The 20,289-nt window shown below is 34.4% G+C and carries 14 protein-coding genes; 6 read left to right on the forward strand and 8 right to left on the reverse strand.

Annotation, left to right across the window (positions count from 1 at the left end; genetic code table 11):
- Positions 1 to 382 precede the first annotated feature (382 nt).
- The 8 genes from FLV_RS15685 to FLV_RS15720 all read right to left on the reverse strand — a co-directional run bounded on the left by FLV_RS15685 (position 383) and on the right by FLV_RS15720 (position 12,676).
- Entirely contained in the window at positions 383 to 1,432 is a 1,050-nt protein-coding gene (locus FLV_RS15685; RefSeq protein WP_243235154.1) for an outer membrane beta-barrel protein, read from the reverse strand.
- 551 nt (positions 1,433 to 1,983) lie between these two features.
- Positions 1,984 to 2,949: a glycoside hydrolase family 5 protein gene (locus FLV_RS15690; RefSeq protein WP_243235155.1), complete on the reverse strand. Its 966-nt coding sequence runs from the start codon at positions 2,947 to 2,949 to the stop codon at positions 1,984 to 1,986.
- A 12-nt stretch (positions 2,950 to 2,961) separates the two neighbouring features.
- Entirely contained in the window at positions 2,962 to 4,203 is a 1,242-nt protein-coding gene (locus FLV_RS15695) for a glycoside hydrolase family 27 protein (protein ID WP_243235156.1), read from the reverse strand.
- A 92-nt stretch (positions 4,204 to 4,295) separates the two neighbouring features.
- Complete coding sequence (locus FLV_RS15700) at positions 4,296 to 5,558, reverse strand: fasciclin domain-containing protein (RefSeq protein ID WP_243235157.1); 1,263 nt, start codon at positions 5,556 to 5,558, stop codon at positions 4,296 to 4,298.
- An 85-nt stretch (positions 5,559 to 5,643) separates the two neighbouring features.
- Entirely contained in the window at positions 5,644 to 6,723 is a 1,080-nt protein-coding gene (locus FLV_RS15705) for an IPT/TIG domain-containing protein (protein ID WP_243235158.1), read from the reverse strand.
- 19 nt (positions 6,724 to 6,742) lie between these two features.
- The gene (locus FLV_RS15710; RefSeq protein ID WP_243235159.1) at positions 6,743 to 8,305 is read right to left on the reverse strand and encodes a RagB/SusD family nutrient uptake outer membrane protein; all 1,563 of its coding nucleotides are present in this window, start codon (positions 8,303 to 8,305) and stop codon (positions 6,743 to 6,745) included.
- A gap of 11 nt (positions 8,306 to 8,316) precedes the next feature.
- On the reverse strand, positions 8,317 to 11,484 hold the full coding sequence (locus tag FLV_RS15715) for a SusC/RagA family TonB-linked outer membrane protein (RefSeq protein WP_243235160.1): 3,168 nt from the start codon (positions 11,482 to 11,484) through the stop codon (positions 8,317 to 8,319).
- A gap of 313 nt (positions 11,485 to 11,797) precedes the next feature.
- Complete coding sequence (locus FLV_RS15720) at positions 11,798 to 12,676, reverse strand: AraC family transcriptional regulator (RefSeq protein WP_243235161.1); 879 nt, start codon at positions 12,674 to 12,676, stop codon at positions 11,798 to 11,800.
- Positions 12,677 to 12,980: 304 nt separating this feature from the next.
- Here FLV_RS15720 and FLV_RS15725 point away from each other — a divergent pair, with 304 nt between their 5' ends.
- The 6 genes from FLV_RS15725 to FLV_RS15750 are packed head-to-tail and all read left to right on the forward strand — an operon-like array spanning position 12,981 to position 20,244.
- Positions 12,981 to 14,120 (forward strand): glycoside hydrolase family 26 protein, encoded by a 1,140-nt coding sequence (locus tag FLV_RS15725; protein WP_243235162.1) that lies wholly within the window; start codon positions 12,981 to 12,983, stop codon positions 14,118 to 14,120.
- A gap of 36 nt (positions 14,121 to 14,156) precedes the next feature.
- A complete protein-coding gene (locus FLV_RS15730) occupies positions 14,157 to 15,548 on the forward strand; it encodes an MFS transporter (RefSeq protein ID WP_243235163.1) in 1,392 nt (463 codons plus the stop codon).
- 26 nt (positions 15,549 to 15,574) lie between these two features.
- On the forward strand, positions 15,575 to 16,762 hold the full coding sequence (locus FLV_RS15735; RefSeq protein ID WP_243235164.1) for a glycosidase: 1,188 nt from the start codon (positions 15,575 to 15,577) through the stop codon (positions 16,760 to 16,762).
- Between the two features lie 6 nt (positions 16,763 to 16,768).
- Positions 16,769 to 17,956 carry an AGE family epimerase/isomerase gene (locus FLV_RS15740; protein WP_243235165.1) on the forward strand — a complete coding sequence of 396 codons (1,188 nt, stop codon included), beginning with the start codon at positions 16,769 to 16,771 and terminating at the stop codon, positions 17,954 to 17,956.
- A gap of 29 nt (positions 17,957 to 17,985) precedes the next feature.
- Entirely contained in the window at positions 17,986 to 19,008 is a 1,023-nt protein-coding gene (locus tag FLV_RS15745) for a carbohydrate binding domain-containing protein (protein WP_243235166.1), read from the forward strand.
- A 6-nt stretch (positions 19,009 to 19,014) separates the two neighbouring features.
- Positions 19,015 to 20,244, forward strand: coding sequence for a glycoside hydrolase family 26 protein (locus FLV_RS15750; protein ID WP_243235167.1), 1,230 nt, complete (start codon positions 19,015 to 19,017; stop codon positions 20,242 to 20,244).
- The last annotated feature ends 45 nt before the right edge of the window (positions 20,245 to 20,289 follow it).

Raw genomic sequence — 20,289 nt, forward strand, 5'->3', positions numbered from 1 at the left:
TAAAATCGGGAGCAAAACATCATTTATAACTTAAGGAATTGATGTCATCCTGAACGAAGTCGAAGGCTTTTGAACACGAAAGGGCTTCGACTAAGTTTACTAAGCGAAGACGAATGGACTCAGCCAGATGCCTTTTCACTTATTGAGGATATATAAACTTATACCAAATAACTATTTGAGAGAGTTCTAAAGATTCTTCCTTACAACATATCCTTTTTGTCTCTGAAACTAAATTATACTGCATAAAAAATATAAATCGAAATTCAATACCAATAAAAAAGCTGCCAAAAATTTTTACAATTTTTGACAGCTTCCAAAAAAAAAAAAAAAATATCAATCTTTATCTCCAGAAAGAGTATGTTGTAGTAATTGATTAACTTTCTTAGAATCCGTAAACCAAAGCTAAAAGCACTTGTGAAGCAGATTTAGTAGGAGCTAAATCAGAATCGAAGAATACTTTGTCTGAATTAGAATCAAGTCTAAACTCAGGAATAATAGTCAATCCGTTTATCTTGTAATTCCCTGATAAAGTAAAAGCCGTAACTTTATTATCTCCAGAACCTTCTTTAAATTTAAAATATTCACCACGTAAGCCTAAAGAAAAAGCATCACTGATTGCATAAGATGGATATAAAGCTGCTCCTGAATAACCAACATCACCTTCGTTTGAGAAATCAGCAGCGTTTAAACCTAATTTGAATTTTTCAGTTAATTGGAATGACGCAGTCAAATCAACAATAGTACCGCTTACAGAGCCATCCAGGAAGTTCAAATAAGCACTTGTTTTATCACCTACATAAGATAATTGACCTCCAACAGCATTTAAACCTTTTTGAAAATCAGCCTGATAGACATTCCAAGAGTCATTAAACACACCTACCATTGCGCCAAATTTTTCAGTTATGGCATAATTTGCTTTAACACCTGCATTTTGGAATGGTCCGTATGAAAACAAATAAGAAGTAGAGTAGTGAAAATTAGCAACAGGAGAGATTACCTCATATCCTATAAATGTTCCCATATAACCTGCTGTTAAAGTAAGTTTATCAGTAACCCCATAACTAGCATACAAATTCTGGATATGGAATGAATCACCAGAAGTACTTGCAATAGGATCACCATTTACATCATATACTACGCCTGGATCATTTAGAAGTGATTGTCTTTGTCCTCTTGGCCCAAAAGACAACTCTCCTACAAATGAAATGTTTTTAATTTTTTTCTTCAATGCAATATCTAACATTCCTAAAGAAACTGAATTCTGATCTGTTGCGAAACTTGTTGGGATATTAGGAACTTTAGCAAAATCATATTTGTAATATATGTCCCCAGAACCTGTAATTTCTAAAGGAGTGGTTTCTGGTGCATCATCTTGTGCAAATGTAAAACTTGTTGTTAAGGCTAATGATAAAATACATAATACTTTTTTCATGTGTAAATTGTTTTTAGTTATTAATTGATTCTGGTTAGTTAAATTTTTATCTCTACTTATATATACGATTTCACTTTTTAAACTTCAAATCCCATCTAAATCATCATCATTTTCTTCAGCGAATTTATTAACTTTTGTATGAGTAGAAGAATCGAAATCTACTTTTTTGATATTTTGAAAGCAGAATTACGGATTACAAAAATTAAATTAAAAAAAATCGTTATTTCATATTTATAGCGATTGGTTTTTAAAAATACAATAACGACTTTACATAGATAAATATTAAAAAAATAGGGTGTTATAAAAAATAAAACAGTAAAAACTGTCATTTTAAACCATTATTTACAAACAAAAAACATAATACCCCTTAAAAAACAGGGGTCTTTTATTTTTAAAAACTTTTTTTTCATTTAAAACATTTCCATCAAATAATAAACCCCTAAATAAAAATCAATCAAAATTCCTACAAAAAATACACATGCAAAAACCACACAAAACAAAAAAAGCCTGTTCAAAATGAACAGGCTTTACACAAACAAAACAAACAGAACTCACTCTTTGTTATTATATTTTCTTAAAAGTTCACGAACTTTAATTCCTGACTCTTTCAAATCCTTTTCTTTCCAGTTGCCTTCTGATTTAGCTGATTTTTGTAAAATAGAACAGGTTTCATCCTTATCAGACACCGACCAGGTAATCCAGCTTAATTTTCGAGCTTCCATCCAATCGATATACTCCTGCCAGGCTTTTATATTTAGAGGTCCATCACCGGAAGCTTCCATCCCAGCAGATTCTGAAATAAAAATAGGTAAACCGCTTTCTATAGCCTTATCTGTTCTGTCTCTTAATGCTTTGCCATGTGTAGCCGCATAAAAATGCATCGTGTACATCAAATTATCAGATCCTTTTACAGGATCTGCAGCAGGAAGATGAACATCCTGATCCCAGTGAGGAGACCCTATCAAAATGATATTATTAGGATCGTTTTCCCTAATAACCTTAATTACTTCTTCAGCATACGCTTTGACGTCCTGCCATGTTTCATCATCCGGCTCATTAAATATCTCATATAGTACATTGGGGTATTTTCCATACTTTTTAGACATCTCAGCAAAAAAAACCTTTGCTTCCTTTAGATTCACATTATGACTATGCCAATCGATGATTACATATATATCCGACTTTATCGCACCTTTTATAACCGCTTCAATTTTATCTTTAGAAAACTTCGGATCCTTTATATACGACCTCTCTCCAAATTCTACCCCCATAGCCGCACGAACGATGTTGCAATTAAAATCTTTTCTGAGCCAGTTAACTGCTTTTTTATTGTAAAATCTTGGCCACAAACTATGCCAGCCAAAACTCATGCCGCGTAACACTACCGGATTATTATTTTTATCTACCAATTGAGTCCCCTGAACACTCAACTGCCCATGTTTTTTTACAAATTGAGCATTGACCAAACAAGATATTAACAACAAAAGAATAATTAAAAAATTATGAATTGATTTCATGACAGTTGTTTTTTAAGGAATTAATCTCAACGTAATTACATCATGAGGATTCAAATCTGCTGTAAAGTTCTTTTTTGTATTACCCGCTTCTTTGTTTTTCCAAAGATCTTTCAATTTAAAAACCGTTTTATTAAAATCAGCTTCATAACCAAAATCTGCATCTTTAATCGCATGCTTTTTCCAATCGAAATTAACTTTTTTGACAACCTCACTTCTGTTTAAAAAAGTGACCGCCCAATTTCCGTCAGATAATGGTTTTACCCAAACTTCCAATCCGTCCTCTGTCTGATATTTAAAGCCCTGAACACCTAGTTTATCCTGATTTACCGCAATTAACTCTTTGTTAGTTAAAATTGCTAATGTTTCTTTAGACATTTTTCTGTAATCATTTCCACTAAATAAAGGCGATGCCAGCATACACCATAAACTAAAATGTGCTTTATCTTCGGTATCATTCATTTCGTTTCCAACTTCCATCATATCAAAATCATTCCAGTGATCGGGTCCTGAATATTTACGGATATCTTTTCGCATATCAGCAATTTTCATAAATCCCCAGGACGACCAATTTTCAGGATGTTTAAATTCACAATCAAAGCATGGATAAATATCGCCGGAAATTCGCCAAAGATTCCCAACCGGTTTTCCCCACTCCCATGGTTGATTATCGCCCCATTCACAAAGACTAAAAACAATTGGTCTTCCGGCAGTTTTTAAGGCGTTACTCATTGTAGTATAGGCCTCAGGAGCAGTAATTCCTTTGGTGTTACACCAGTCGTATTTTAGAAAGTCTATTTCCAGCTTAGCATAAAAACGAGCGTCCTGATATTCATAGCCACGTGTACCCGGATATCCGGCGCAAGTTTGTGTTCCGGCACAATTATACAAGCCAAATTTCAAACCTTTGCTGTGTACATAATCTACTACAGCTTTCATCCCGTTAGGAAATTTAACCGGATCAGGCACCAAATCTCCGTTTACATCTCGTTCTTTAGCCATCCAGCCATCATCTAATACAATATAGTTGTAACCAGCCGCTGCCAGTCCTGAAGAAACCATAATATCGGCCGTTTCTTTAACCAGTTTTTCATCAATATTAGTTGCAAAAGTATTCCATGAATTCCAACCCATTGGTGGCGTCATGGCCAAACCTTCAAATTTACCTCCCGTTTGATTGTGCGTATTTCCCTGAGCAAAACCTAATGTTAAAACACATAAGCTTAATACTAAAATTACTTTTTTCATTCTTTTCATTCTTTCAATTTTTAAACTACTTTATAAAAAATGTTCCCTAATTTTTCAACCAGGGAACATTTTAGACTAACTCAAATTAAACAAATCATATTTTATAAAAATCCGATATCATCGAAATAAAGAATACTACCAGGGGTTAGTGAGATTCCCGAAAATTCCTGAATAAGTATTTCATCAAAATTTCCTCCAGCTATAAGTTCAGGATGCAAATTAGAAATAGGAATTGAAATATTATTCCATTGACCTGCCACCAAAGTAACTGTTGTACCTTTAGCAGAGTTATATAAATCTCCACTATTTATATTAACAAAAATCTTAGTACTTTCAGTAGAAAAAATAGACATTTTAAAGAATTGATAATTCCCAGTATTTAGAATTATATTAGACTTCATCGTAATTCCTTCCCAACTTCCTATTACTTTTTTGATTGAATAGGTTCCTCTGCTAACTTTTTCGGTACTTTGCCAGGTAACCTGACCTCCCCAGCCACCGCCGGTCCCCTTCAATGAGTCTTCGTATAGTAAATACTTAAGACCTATACCACTTGATGCAGATACACCAAAATCTGTCTCTACAACAATAAGAGCATAGGAATCAAAATTAGCCGGAACTGTTGCTTTTATTTCTGTTCTGGACACTACGTTAATTGCAGCTGCAGTAGATCCGAACTTTACACTCTTCACTTTTACAAAATTCTGCCCTGTAATAGTAATAACATCTCCGGGAGAAGCTAATACTTGTGACAAACTAGTAATTATAGGAGCCGGAGGAGTTAACTCAATTACATTATCTAAAACATTTACAAAACCATTTGCACCGTAATAATCTAATCCTGGTGCTGCTTTATCAGATCCGTTTACCTTCAAGACACCATTGGTTACATTAATGCCTAATAAATACAAATCAGGGTTCACAGCATTTGCCATAGTTGCATACTCCCCTGATTCTAAATAATCAGCTTCAACACCCGTAAGTTTAGCAACTCTTTTTTTTACGCCTTTAACAACATGGCTTAAAACAAGCTCTTTTAAATTTTCTACAGAAACCAGAGTTATATCCGGGTATCCCAAATCATTTACATAACCGTTAGCTACCAAATAAGCATCTAAAGCTACATCATTAGGAACAAAATAGGTATAATCATCCGATGTATTCAAGGTCGATTCCAAGCCAGCTAATCCTATTGCTTTTGTAAACGTCGTCAGATTACTATTTGCCTTAAGCAATCCGTAAGCTGTATTATAATTTTGTTCTGCTCCTCCAATACTTTCAATATCATTATCACAAGCAGAAACTGCAAAAGTCAAAAAGACACATACAGCGATCAGTTTTACTTTATTATATATATTTTTCATAAATTCTCTTTTAGTTTTTTAATAATGGATTCTAATGAACAAACTCAACTTAACCATTGAAATTTATTTTATGAATCCGTCACAATTATTTTAATACTAACCCGATATCATCGAGTAAAATAGTATTTCCTTTAAAACCGCCAAATTCCTGAAATCCTACTTTTTCTAAAACTGCAGGATTACCTAAGTCACTAAAAGGAACTTCTATATAAGTCCAAGAATCAGATTTAAATTCAACTACCTTAATATTTTTTTCAGTTTCTCCATTAATAAAAAGTTTTACTTTTCCTGCTTTCAAACCTTTAGCAGAGAATCTTATAGCTTTAAATTTATCTGTGTCTGTAAAATTCCATGATGCAAGAGCAATAACATAACCGTCCCATTCACCTGCTTTCCATTCAATACACTTAGATCCTTGGCTAAAATCTTTGGTATAAGCTAAATCAAAAGTATTGGTACCGTCCCATTTTTCATCCCAACCCCAAATATTAGTAGGAGCATCGTCATAAAGAGCACTTCCAAATGCCTGATTGGCAACAGTTGTTCCTGAAACATTCGTAATAGACAGATATTTGTATTTGATATCATTTGGAACTTTTACTTTTATTTCTGTCAATGACGACTCAATAGGCTCAACTTGTGTAGTTCCAAAATTCACCACAGGACGTAAAAAATATTCTCCCGTAATCGTGATTATATCTCCAGGGCTTGGGTTAATTGGAAATCCTTTAATATTAGGATTTGGAGGTCTTACTGCTATTGTATAAGTCAAAGTACCGCTACTGGTAACGATTTTCATTTCGTCCATTTCATTGTAGTATGGTGTTTTTTGATCTACCAAAATAACAATTACATTATCTGTTACAAATGTTGGATTAAAATAAGACTCTAATCCATTAAATGAAATTGATTTTAATGTAGAAAAACCAGATCCTCTAATGATATAATAATTTCCTGCGTTAATAACATCAGTAGGAACATCAACTTGTCTATCGCCTTCAATCAAAGGATCATCAACAACAGATTTACTAACTCCGGTTACTTCAAGTTTTCCGGAAGAATCTCCGGAAGCTCCAGAATCATTTGAACAGGAGGCGAACAGTAAAATTGAAATTGAAGCCAAAAAAGTCAACTTCAACAACATTCTATTTTTTATATTTTTCATAGTGATTTACTTTTAAAAATTAGTTAAAACTGTAAGGAATTGGTGCCTCTTTCAATTTTGGATTTTTTCTAACTTCTATATCTGGTTTTGGATAAATAAAATCAGTTGGAGTTGGCGTATAATGCGTTACTCCCTGAGAGTCAAAACCTCTGTCTTGCTGAGAGATTATATCGATTGCTTCCTGACGAGGTAATCTTCCTAAATCAAACCAAAACTCTCCTTCAAAAGCAAACTCTACCCTACGTTCCTTAAACAATGCCGTTTTTGTTAAAGGAACATTAGTATCTAAAGCACCTAAACCTGCTCTAAGTCTTACTTTATTATATGATTCTTTTGCTGCAGCATTAGTAGTTTCATTTGCACCGGCCATAATTGCCTCAGCATGAATCAACAGAAGATCTGCATAACGCATAATATAATTGCAATTATTCATTCCTCCCCATGAATCCGCCGGCCCTGTTTCGCTAGTAACTTGTCCTACCACATATTTCTTAACCGCAGCACCTGTATTACCCAAAACATCCGGGTATTTAGCCTGATCCATCACAAAACCTACTACACCATCTGCTTTTAAATTTGGGTAAGAATCGCCGTAAATCATAAAAGATTCTTTTCTTCTTACATCTCCAATTTCAAAAGCATCCTGAACATCATTTGTTGGTACATAAGTAGCTCCGTAAGATGCGTTATCATTCAAAATATCCAAACCATATTGAATATTAGAAAAATTTCCTCCTCCGTAATTATTTATAGCACCAGACCATTGCCATGAAAAAATAGACTCGTGATTATTGTTTTTGCTTGTTAAAAACAAATCAGCAAAATTTGGCAACAAATCAAACTCACCAGAATTAATTACTTTTTCAGCCATTAATTTAGAATCCGGATATTTTTTTTCATACAAATACACTTTTGCCAAAAAGGCCTCGGCAGTACCCTGAGTTACAAAAACGTTTTCACCTCCCGGAGTTCTTGATCTGATTTTTGATTTAAGATTTGCAGCAGCATACTTTAAATCGTTTTCAATAAACGTATAGACATCTTCTATTCTATTGGTGTTTACTAAAGGATCTTTTGCTAAGGCTAAATTATCTTCAATAATAGGCACCGGTCCATACAAACGAACCAAATAAAAATACGCTATGGCTCTAAAAAAATGTGCCTCTGCAAGAGTGTTTTTAATGACAGCCTTACTCACATTTGCTGTAGCATTTTTTTCGATATTGTTAATTAAATTGTTTGACTGTGCTACAATGGCAAAACAAGCTCTCCAAGGATCCAACAAAATAGGACTGTCTGAAGTTAATTTAAACTGAATCAACTCAGGTCCATCTGCATAAGCAATACAGTTCCCAGAAGACAACTCAGACAATGCGTAGAAGTTTTTGGTATAATAAGGAGCCCACATTGCCCCATACATTCCATAAGTAGTTCTTGTTACTTGCTCATCAGTACTATAAAATTCGGCACTGCTGTAACTATCTTCAGACGGGCGATCTAAGAAATCTTCGCTACAAGAGGTAGTTACCAAACCTAAAGTTAAAAATAAAACTAAGGCTTTTATATTGATATATTTTTTCATAAGAATAGTTATTAAAATTCTAAGTTCAATCCAAAAGTAAAACTACGGTTGGTAGGATAACGACCTGAATCAATTCCTGACAACAGAGCATCTTGATTGTACGAACCTACCTCTGGGTCATATCCTGTATATTTTGTAAATGTGTAAAGATTTTGAACACCCAAATAAAATCTTAATTTACTAATATTTACTTTTGAAATCACATCTGAAGGTAAATTATAACCTAAAGTCACTTGCTGAATTCTTAAGTACGATCCATCTTCTACATAACGGTCAGAAATTGCGATATTCGGATGCCCATCTGCACCATCTGGTCTTGGGTATTTTGCATCAATATTCTGCGGAGTCCAAAAATCTACAGCTTCAGCCAATTGATTTTCATACAAACGTTGGTTTTTAGTACCGGCACGTCTGGTTAAATTCATTACTTTATTCCCGTAAGAACCTTGTAAAAACACTCCTAAATCAATATTTTTATATTTAAAAGTATTATTAAAACCATAAGTAAATTTTGGCTGTGGATTCCCTATATAAGTCAAATCTTTATCATCAATCAGACCGTCTTTGTTTTGATCTACATACTCAACATCTCCTAACTGACTTTTTACCCCTTTGTTACCCGTAAAAGGAATAGGTGCATTTGCTAATTGCTCATTAGTTCTAATAATACCAACTGTCTCATATCCGTAGAATTGACCAACCGGCTGACCTACTATTGTTTTGGTAACCGCTTTTGTAGTATAATCGTTAAGCAATACATCTTTTGTTAAATCAAAATTATCCTGTAAGCTTAATAATTTATTTTTATTAGTAGCAAAAATTACTTTTGAATTCCATGAAAAATCTTTTCCAAACTTTTCATTATAATCTAAAGTCATCTCAAACCCCTGATTTCTCAAACTTCCTAAATTTACACTTGGCGCACCTAAACCACCCTGATAAGCATCTGTACCCGTAACATAATAAGGCAACGGCAAGACAAATAAAAATCCTGCGGATTGTTTTCTGTACAATTCAAATGTTGCCTGAAGTTTTGAGTTAAAAAGTGTAAAATCTAAACCTAAGTTGGTTTGCTCAGCTGTTTCCCATGATAAAATAGGATTTGCAATATTATTAACAGTAAAGTAATTACCCAATGCTGATTTTAATGCACGAACTGTACTCATATAACCTGCTCCGCCAATATTTTGGTTTCCAGTCTCACCATACCCCAACCTAAGTTTGATATTATCGATATAGTCTTTAGTCCCTTCCATGAAACTTTCGTTTGAAAGTTTCCAATAACCAGAAATCGAAGGAAAGTATCCCCATTTTTCATTTGGTCCAAAATTAGAACTACCATCGGCTCTCATTGTCGCCTGCAAACCATATCGATTTGCATAATCGTAATTAAAAGATCCGAAGAAAGAAGTTAAAGCAGAGCTTCCTTTGTATTCTGAAGCTGTAAGTGTATCAGGATCACCCAGACTAATAGAATGAACATCATTACTTAACAAATCAGAAACTGTTTGTGAATTTCCAAACCAATGACTTTCATTAGCTTCCTGACCAAGTAAAAGATTAAAATGATGAGAACCAGCATCGACCTTGTAGGTTAAAACATTTTTAATATTAATACCATACCAATTGTTAGCTCTCTCTGTCAACTGATTCGTTTCTCTAACAGCAGCCCCCCATACATAAGTAGGCTGAAATCCTTCAAAATTATCAATATTAGTAGATCCGCCTACATCAAATCGGTATTCAAGTCCTTTTGCAATTCTAAAATTAGCATATAAATTACCTAAGAAATTCTTTTTTACTAATTTATTCGTATTCAGCAAAGCTGATGCTACCGGATTAATCCAAACCCCTATTGATCCATCTGCCGGCGGACCAGCATAATTTCCGTTAGTATCTCTTACTGCAACATCCGGAGTAGATAAAATAGAAGTACTAATAATACCATTACTTGCACCATTAATTGTAATATCCTCATTTGTTATACCCGCTCCAATAGAAACTCCAACAGACAACCAGTCTTTTATTTTAGAATCTACGTTAGTTTTAAAATTATACCTTCTGAAACCTGAACCGATAACAATACCTTCCTGATTAACATAACCACCAGAAATATAGTAACTAGTACCATCTTTCGCTCCAGAAAATGAAACCTGATGGTTACTCATTATTGCTGTTTTATAAATCTCATCCTGCCAATTGGTACCTTTACCTAAAACAGACGGAACTGCAAATTCATCTCTGGGATCTACACCATATACAGCAGCCAAAGCATTTTGCTGTGTTGCGTATTGACTCAGACTCATGGTTTCCAATAAACGAGTTACATTTTGAACAGAGAAATAAGAGTCATAAGTAATTTTACCTGTCCCTTTTTTTCCTCGTTTTGTAGTAATAATTACAACTCCATTTGATGCTCTGGATCCATAGATAGCAGTAGCAGAAGCATCTTTCAAAATATCCAGTGTTTCAATATCACTAGGATTTAAAAATGCAATAGGACTCGAAGTAACATTCCCGGTATTTGCTCCCAAATAACCTGATACAATAGAACCTCCGGTATTCGTATTAGCAGCATCTCCAGAAATTGGAATACCGTCTACAATATACAATGGTTCATTAGTCCCTGAAATAGAAGTAGTTCCTCGTATTTTAATCGAGACACTACCCCCCGGCTGACCAGAATTATTTGTTACCTGAACCCCAGCCGCACGTCCTTGCAATAACTGATCTACAGACACTTGAGGAGAATCTGCGATATCCTTTGCTCCAACCGTAGAAACTGCTCCTATCAAATCTTTTTTCTTAACACTTCGATATCCTACATTGACCAATACCTCACGCAAATCCTCAGAACTTAGTTTCAAAACAACATTAATTGTTCCTCCATTTTTAACATTAATGGTTTGAGTAACATATCCGATAAAAGACACCGAAATAGATGAGTTTGCCGGCACATCGATAGAATACTTACCATCAAAATCTGTTGTAATTGCTTTTTTAGCACCTACAATAGCAATGTTTGCTCCCGGTATTGATAATCCCTTATCGTCAGAAATTACCCCTGTTACCTTAACCTGAGCTGTAATAAAATTACTCGTCAGTAACAAAAATAATATCAATGGAATCGCTCTGTGGCCAGCATTCCAATGAATAAAATTAGTCATTAGTTTTTTCATAATAAATGTTTGGTTAGTTTAAGTTTAATACTTTATAAAACAGTAAAACAAAGTGTTCAATTTTTAGATGTTTTATTTTAACAAATCTATAACAGAAGTTCACATGAAATTAATAGTATTATATCATTTGATGATAATATTTTTGCTTTGGTAATTCAAAAAAACATATAGTGAAATTAAAATATACTTTTTTTAAATTATTCGCAATTTTAGCCCCCGAAAACCCAATGCCTAATAAATATTAATTAACGAATTGCTAAAAATTAAAACGTTTTCGTTAAAAATAATATTTATTCATGAAAAAAAAGTATCATTATAAAATACGCTTTAATCCGGAAAAATCTTCCCTATACTGACTAGGCGTACAGTTTTTAATAGCTTTAAAACTACGATTAAAATTTGCTATATTATTAAAACCGGATTTGAAAGCTACCTCTGAAACACTCATATCTTTTTCAACCAGCCAACGAGCTGCATACCCAATTCGGATATCATTAATATAATTTACAAAAGTTTTTCCGGTACGTTTTTTTATAAATCGATTAAATGAAATTATAGACATACTCGCAATATTAGCCGCATCTTCTAAAGTGATTTTATCAGCAAAATGTTTTTGCACATATTCATATACCAGCTTCATTTTATCATAGTCATCAAAAGTATCATAATCTACAGTATAAGTCGAAAGCAATCTTTGATTTCTGGAATTTGCCAAATCATACAATAACGAAGTGATTTCTAAAAAATAATCCATACCATCTAATTTAGAGAGCTTTATCAATCTTGGAGTTAATTCTTCAGCCACTTTTTTCGAAAACAAAATACCATGAATAGACCTGTTAAACATATCCCGAATCGGATTCATAATACGTCTTGAAAGCAAAGATTCATGAAACAAATCGTTATGAAATTGTATTGTAATTTCATGGACTTTTTTACTGGTACACTTATTTAATTCCCAACCATGATATAAATTAGGTCCTATTAAAACCAACTCGACATTATCAATTTCTTCAATATTATCTCCAACTACACGCTTCACTCCTTTTCCGTTTAAAATAAAATTAATTTCAAACTCTGGATGATAATGCACCGGAAAATCAAAACTGTCTTTAACCCTGTCGAAGACTAAAAAACTATCACCACTAGACAGAGGCGCAATTTCTCTGTAAAAATTTTTAGCTGTGCTCATGTTATTATATAGTTTTTAAAAAACGTAAAACAATAAATTCATTTGCAATAATATGATATATAATTGATAAAATAATACTAATTACACAACAAACATCCATTTATCTTTGAAAAATATAATTATCATCTTTTAAAAAAGACTACCTATAATAAACAGTAATCGTTTTTAATCAACTATCTTTTTATAGTTTTGATAATATAATAGTTAAAAAATTAGTTTCGGATTTTATAAAAACTATATCTATTTTTAAAAATCCATTTTTATATTTTTTAGCTTTAGTGCTTAAACATATTTAAAAACAATTATGCAAAAAACATTCATAATCCTTATTATAGCTGCATTTATGGGGGTGGCATACTCTGTAAAAGCCAAAACTACTGATACAAATTTGTCACTTTCGGATAAAAAAGCAACAAAAGAAACTGTTACTCTTTATAAGAAACTACAGCAATTAACCCAAAAAGGATATCTTTTCGGGCATCAGGATGATCTGGCTTATGGTGTAAACTGGAAATACGAACCGCTTCGCAGTGATATAAAAGATGTCGTTGGAGATTATCCTGCAGTCTATGGATGGGATATAGCGGGCCTGGAAAAGGACGATGTTAACAATATTGACGGAGTGCCTTTTGATAAAATGAAACAATACATTAAAGAAGCAAATGAAAGAGGCGGAATTTCGACAATCAGCTGGCATTTTGACAATCCGGCAACCGGAAAAAATGCCTGGGACAATACTCCTAATTCTTTAAAAACCATATTACCGGGTGAAAAAAATCATGAAAAATTCATTTCCTGGCTTGACAAAGCTGCTAATTTCTTTTTGTCTTTAAAAGATAAAAAAGGAAAAAACATTCCGATTCTTTTCAGGCCATACCACGAATTAACAGGAGGATGGTTCTGGTGGGGGAAAGGAAATTGTACCCCTGAAGAATTTAAAGCTGTATGGAAATTCACCTTCGAATACCTGCAGAAAAAAGGGGTTCATAATTTAATCTATGTTTACAACACCAGTAGTTTCGGCTCAAAAGAAGATTTCCTAACAAACTATCCAGGCGATGATTATGCCGATATTTTAAGTTTTGATTCGTATCAAAATAACGAAGACAAAAGTGGCGAAAAGTTTATTACTGAAGTACAGAGTCAACTTAAAATCATAAGCGAAATTGGCCTTGCAAAAAATAAATTAATTGCCGTTGCCGAAGCTGGATACGAAGCTATCCCTGATGCCAAATGGTGGACAGGAACTTTCTCTAAAGCTATTGGCGATTATAAAATTTCGTATGCTTTACTCTGGAGAAATCATGGCTGGCAGGAAAAAGAGCAAAAAATGCATTATTACGCACCTTATTCGGGTCAGGTAAGCGAAAAAGATTTTGTCGAATTTTACAATCTTGATAAAACTCTGTTTGAAAAAGACATTCAAAAAGCATTAAAAAAATAACTAACAAACCAAACTACAACCTTAAAAAAAAACTAAATGCACGACAAAATCAGTTTAAAAGAAAAAATAGGTTACGGACTTGGAGATGCTGCCTCTTCTATGTTCTGGAAAATCTTCAGTATGTATCTTCTGTTTTTTTATACCGATGTTTTCGGATTGGCACCTGCCGTAGTAGGAACCATGTTTCTGATTACCCGAATCTGGGATTCCTGTTTTGATCCGATTGTTGGAATTATAGCTGACCGAACAAAATCCAAGTGGGGAAAATTCAGACCTTATTTATTATGGGTCGCCATACCGTTTGCCGTTATTGGGGTCTTAACTTTTTACACTCCTGATTTTGATGAAAAAGGAAAAATAATTTATGCCTACGTAACGTACTCGTTAATGATGATGATTTATTCCTTAATCAACGTCCCGTATGCTTCGCTTTTAGGAGTAATGTCTTCTGACCGAAAAGACAGAAACACTTTATCTTCTTACAGAATGGTCTTTGCCTTTGGAGGAAGTCTTTTAGCGCTTTGGTTAATTGAACCACTGGTTAATTATTTCGGAGGAAACCTTAATTCAAAAACCGGCTGGCTGGCCACTATTGCTGTATTCGGAGTTATAACAACAGTATTTTTCTGGGCTTGTTTTTTCTGGACAAAAGAAAGAATAAAACCAATTGAAGGAGAACAAACAAACTTAAAAGAAGATTTAAAAGATTTACTAAAAAACAGACCCTGGTGGATTTTATTAGGAGCCGGAATTGGAGCTTTGGTATTCAATTCAATCAGAGACGGAGCGGCTGTTTATTACTTTAAATATTACGTAAGCAGCAGTGTCAATTTTGATTTTTCCCTTTTCGGAACAGATTTTCACATGACACCAACCTCTATTTATTTAGTATTAGGGCAAGCGGCTAATATTATCGGAGTTATCGCAGCAACACCGCTGGCCAATAAGTTTGGAAAAAAGAAAACCTTCTTTGGCGCTATGGCTTTAGCAGCAATCCTGAGTTTGGTTTTTTACTTATTCGGAAAAGAAGATGTTTTTCTCATCATGAGTTTTCAGGTATTAATCAGTATTTGCGCCGGGTGCATCTTCCCCCTTATCTGGTCAATGTATGCTGATAGTGCCGATTATTCTGAGTGGAAACAAGGACGCAGAGCAACCGGTTTAGTTTTCTCAGCATCGTCAATGTCTCAAAAATTTGGATGGACAATTGGAGGTGCCGGAGCAGGATGGCTTTTGGGCTACTACGGTTTTCAGGCAAATGTAGAACAAACGGCCACAGCTCAAAACGGAATTCAGTTAATGTTAAGCATACTTCCGGCAATCGCTGCAGCAATATCAGTAGCTTTTATCGCATTCTATCCTTTGTCTGAGGAGAAATTACAGATCATTGAACAGGATTTAAACGAAAAGAGAGATCACACAAATTAAAAACAGAGATTTAGAAATCAATTTATATGACAACAGTAACGACAGCTGAATTTCAAGATAGAAAAACAGCATTAGAAAAAGAACATCAAACGCTCATTGAACAAAAAAATGAGCCTCAAAATACAATTGGAAACGGTATTTATAAACGTTATAAAAATCCGGTGGTAACAGCAGCTCACGTACCTTTGAACTGGCGTTTTGACTTAAACGAAAAAACAAATCCGTTTTTACAGGAACGTATTGGCATGAATGCTGCTTTTAATGCCGGCGCCATCAAATGGAATGGTAAATATCTATTGGCCGTTCGTGTTGAAGGAATTGACCGAAAATCATTTTTCGCTATTGCCGAAAGTCCAAACGGTATAGACAATTTTAAGTTTTGGGAAAAACCATGCGTGATTCCGCAAACTGAAGAACCCGATACCAATGTGTATGATATGCGTTTAATTAGCCATGAAGACGGCTGGGTTTACGGCATTTTTTGTACCGAAAGAAAAGATCCGAAAGCTCCAAAAGGAGATACAAGTTCTGCAGTAGCCAATGCGGGAATCGTGCGTTCTAAAGATTTAGTAAACTGGGAAAGACTTCCTGATTTAATTTCGAATACAGGCCAGCAGCGCAATGTGGTTTTGCACCCGGAATTTGTAAACGGAAAATACGCTTTATACACACGTCCGCAGGATGGTTTTATTGATGTTGGAGCCGGTGGAGGAATTGGTCTGGGCTATGTTGATGATATGACAAATCCGGTTGTAAAAGAAGAGAAAATTATCTTCGGAAAACAGTATCACACCATTTACGAATTGAAAAATGGTCTTGGCCCTGCTCCTATTAAAACAGAAAAAGGCTGGCTGCATCTGGCACATGGTGTTCGTAACACTGCCGCAGGCTTGCGCTATACATTATATATGTTTATGACCGATTTAAATGATATTACCAAAGTTACACATGTTCCGGCAGGTCATTTTATGGGGCCTGAAGGTATTGAAAGAGTTGGTGATGTATCGAATGTATTATTTTCTAACGGATGGATTGAAGATACTGACGGAACTATCTATGTTTATTACGCTTCATCAGACACCAGAATGCATGTTGCCGTTTCGTCAATAGCAAAATTAGTCGATTATGTTACGAATACTCCTGCTGATACTTTTATTTCTGCGGGTTCAGTAGAAACAATTATCAGCCAAATCGAAAAAAACAACGCAATATAATTCATCGTGTCATCAAACCTAAAGCAACTTAAAACCGAATTACACGAAGAACTTAATAGTATCCTTAACTATTGGGAAAACAATACTATTGATCATAAAAACGGAGGTTTTGTCGGGCAAATTGATTACAAAAATGAAACTATAGCTAATGCAGAAAAAGGTGCTGTTTTAAATGCCCGAATTCTTTGGACATTTTCTGCCAGTTATCCGGTTACCCAAAATGAAAATCATAAAAAAATTGCCGAAAGAGCTTTTGAATACCTTTCGGCTCATTTTTACGACACAAAATTTGGCGGTTTATTTTGGAGTATCAATGCTGATACTACGCCAAAAGATACTAAAAATCAAATATATGCCTTAGCTTTTGCTATTTATGGCTTATCCGAATTTTACGCAATTTCTCAAAACAAAAAAGCTTTAGAATTAGCCCTTTCTTTATACCACCAAATTGAGAAGCACAGCTTTGATGAAGTAAACAATGGCTATCTTGAAGCTTTTACCAGAGATTGGCAGCCTATTGATGATTTACGCTTAAGCGAAAAAGATGCCAACGAAAAGAAAACCATGAATACGCATTTGCATATCGTAGAAGGTTATGCAAATTTGTACAAAGTATGGAAAAATGAACAGCTAAAAGAGATTATAGAAAATTTACTGCTTACCATCGAAAAACATTTTATCAATACCGAAACCGGACATTTACATTTGTTTTTTGATGAAAACTGGAACGAAAATACAGACGTTATATCTTACGGTCACGACATTGAAGCAGCTTGGTTATTACTGCAATGTGCCGAAATCATTGAGAACAAAGAGATTATCGAAAGGTTTCAAAAATACGCTGTTCAAATTGCCGATGCAACCACGGAGGGAATCGATACAGATGGTGGTTTATGGTACGAATTAGAGATAAAAAACAATCATCTAATCAAAGAAAAACACTGGTGGCCACAATCTGAATTGCAAATTGGATTTTATGCCGCTTATCAGCTAACAGGCGATCAAAAATACCTGGATGTAGTATCTAAAAACTGGGAGTTCACTAAAAAACACCTTATCGATCACGAAAACGGAGAATGGTTTTGGGGGATTTATCACGATTATACAGTAATGAAAAAAGACAAAGCCGGTTTTTGGAAATGTCCTTATCACAACGGAAGAGCCTGTTTAGAACTTATCAATAGAATTCCGTAAAAAAAACAATAACGCTAACAACCCTGCCTATGAAACCACTTTTTATCTTTAGTTTTTTTTTAATTTCTATATCAAACTTTGCACAAACCAATTTGATAAAAAATGGTAGTTTCGAATCTGAAACACTTAACTGGCGTGGCGATGCAGCTACTATTTCTCCTTATGATAAAAAAGCAGGTAAAAACAGTGCTGTTATCAATCAGTTTGTGGGTGCCGAATGGAAATCTATCGATCAAATTATAGATATTCCCAAAAAAACGTATGCAATCGCATTTGGCGGCTGGGTCAAAGCCGATCAGATAGAAGGCGGTAAAGAAGCTTATAATGCAGGATTGATAATTGCCGAATTTAATACCGGAACCGAAAAGAAAATATCTTCTGAAAATATTGCACAGGTAAAAGGAACAGTGCCCTGGACCAATTATTCAAAAACGATTTTAGTTCCTGATAAAGCACAAAAAATCAGGATAATGCTGGCATTGGCACAGATAAATGGTTCTGTTTTTTTTGATGATATAAAAGCCATTGCGCTTTCAGAAGAAGAGTATTTCAAACTGAATCCTATAACGACTATTTCCGAAGGGCAGAAAGCAATAGCTGCTTCAAAACAATTTTCTAACGGAAACTTTGAAGAAAATCTCAATGCATGGAATGGAAACGGAATACTTTCTACAACAGACAAAAAAGAGGGAAATGCAGCTGTAGAAATTACTTCAAAGACAGCCGAATGGAAGGCAATTGACCAAATAGCTGATATCAACGAAGGAAACAAAACCATCGAAATTTCTGGCTGGTTAAAAGCAAAAGACATTCAACAAGGCAAAGACCCGTGGAATAACGGCATGTTTATTATTGAATTTAAAAAAGACCAAACTACCAAAGCTGCCGAAGATCAGGTAATAGGAACGGTTACCGGAACTACTGACTGGACGCCTTTTAAAAAATCTTTTCAAATTCCGGAAGGTGCAAAACAATACCGAATTATGGTTGCCATGAGTGTTTGCACCGGAACTTTATTAGCTGATAACATTGAAGTTAAGCTGTCAAAATAAACATATATGAAAAATACATTTTTAAAAACAGCTTTTTTAGGTTGTTTATTCATCACCATGATTGGTTGTTCATCTGATAGCGAATCCAAAGACGAGGAAACTGATCCGCCGGTTTTAGGTACAGATGGCTTAACAACACAAAATGTGACAAACTATATCGTTGATAAAAAAGCGACCAAAGAAACTCTAGCTCTGTTTTATAATCTTAAAAAATTAGGAAAAACAAAAGTTGCTATTGGTCAGCAGGATGCTTTTAACAGTTTTTATCAGGATGCGGGAGGCGATTCTGATATTAAAAAAAACACAGGGTATGACCCGGCACTTTTAGGATCGGATTTTATGTTTATTACCGATAAAAGCAACAATAATCAAAGTAATAACTGGTTTTATCAACAAGAACAAAAAATTATCAATGATACAAAAGCCGCTTATGCAAAAGGCATGATTAATACGTTTAGCTGGCATTTGAGAGAACCTTACAATGAAGATAGTTTTTATACTTCTGATATGACAACAGAACAAAAAACTACGGCTTTTAAAAGTATTTTGCCTGGCGGTGCAAATCACGCATGGTACAAAAAGAAACTGGATAAAGTGGCGAGCGTATTTTTAAATTTAAAAGGTTCAAAAGGCGAATTGATTCCAATAATCTTCAGGCCTTTTCATGAATTTGACGGCAGCTGGTTTTGGTGGGGCGCAAATTTTTGTACTCCTGACGAATATAAAACAGCTTACAAATTTACGGTTGAATATTTAAGAGATACCAAAGGCGTTCATAATATCTTGTATGCTTTTTCACCTGACAGAACCTACTCAACCTCAACCGATTATTTAAGCCGCTATCCGGGTGATGGGTATGTAGATGTTTTAGGAATGGACAATTACGGGGATTTTGACAATCAGGGCACAATGGGAGCAAATACAGCTAATTCTAAATTAAAAATCATATCCGATTTGGCTAAAACCAAAGTAAAAATTACCGCTTTAACAGAAACTGGATATAGGGTTACAAGTTCAAAAACACCAATTACAGATTGGTTTTCTAATTATTTATATAATGCTTTAACATCAAATAGTATCGAAATAAGTTATGTGATGTTCTGGAATAATGACAAAGATGGTTATTATGTTCCAAATGCTTCGGTTTCGAATGCAGCTGATTTTAAAACATTTAGCCTAAAACCAAAATCGGCAGTATTAAATTCATTGCCGAAAATGTATGAACTGCCGAAGTAAATGTCATTGCGAGGAACGAAGCAATCACACTAACAATAGGCAAAT

It is taken from the genome of Flavobacterium pectinovorum, assembly GCF_022802975.1.
Lineage (GTDB): Bacteria > Bacteroidota > Bacteroidia > Flavobacteriales > Flavobacteriaceae > Flavobacterium > Flavobacterium pectinovorum_B.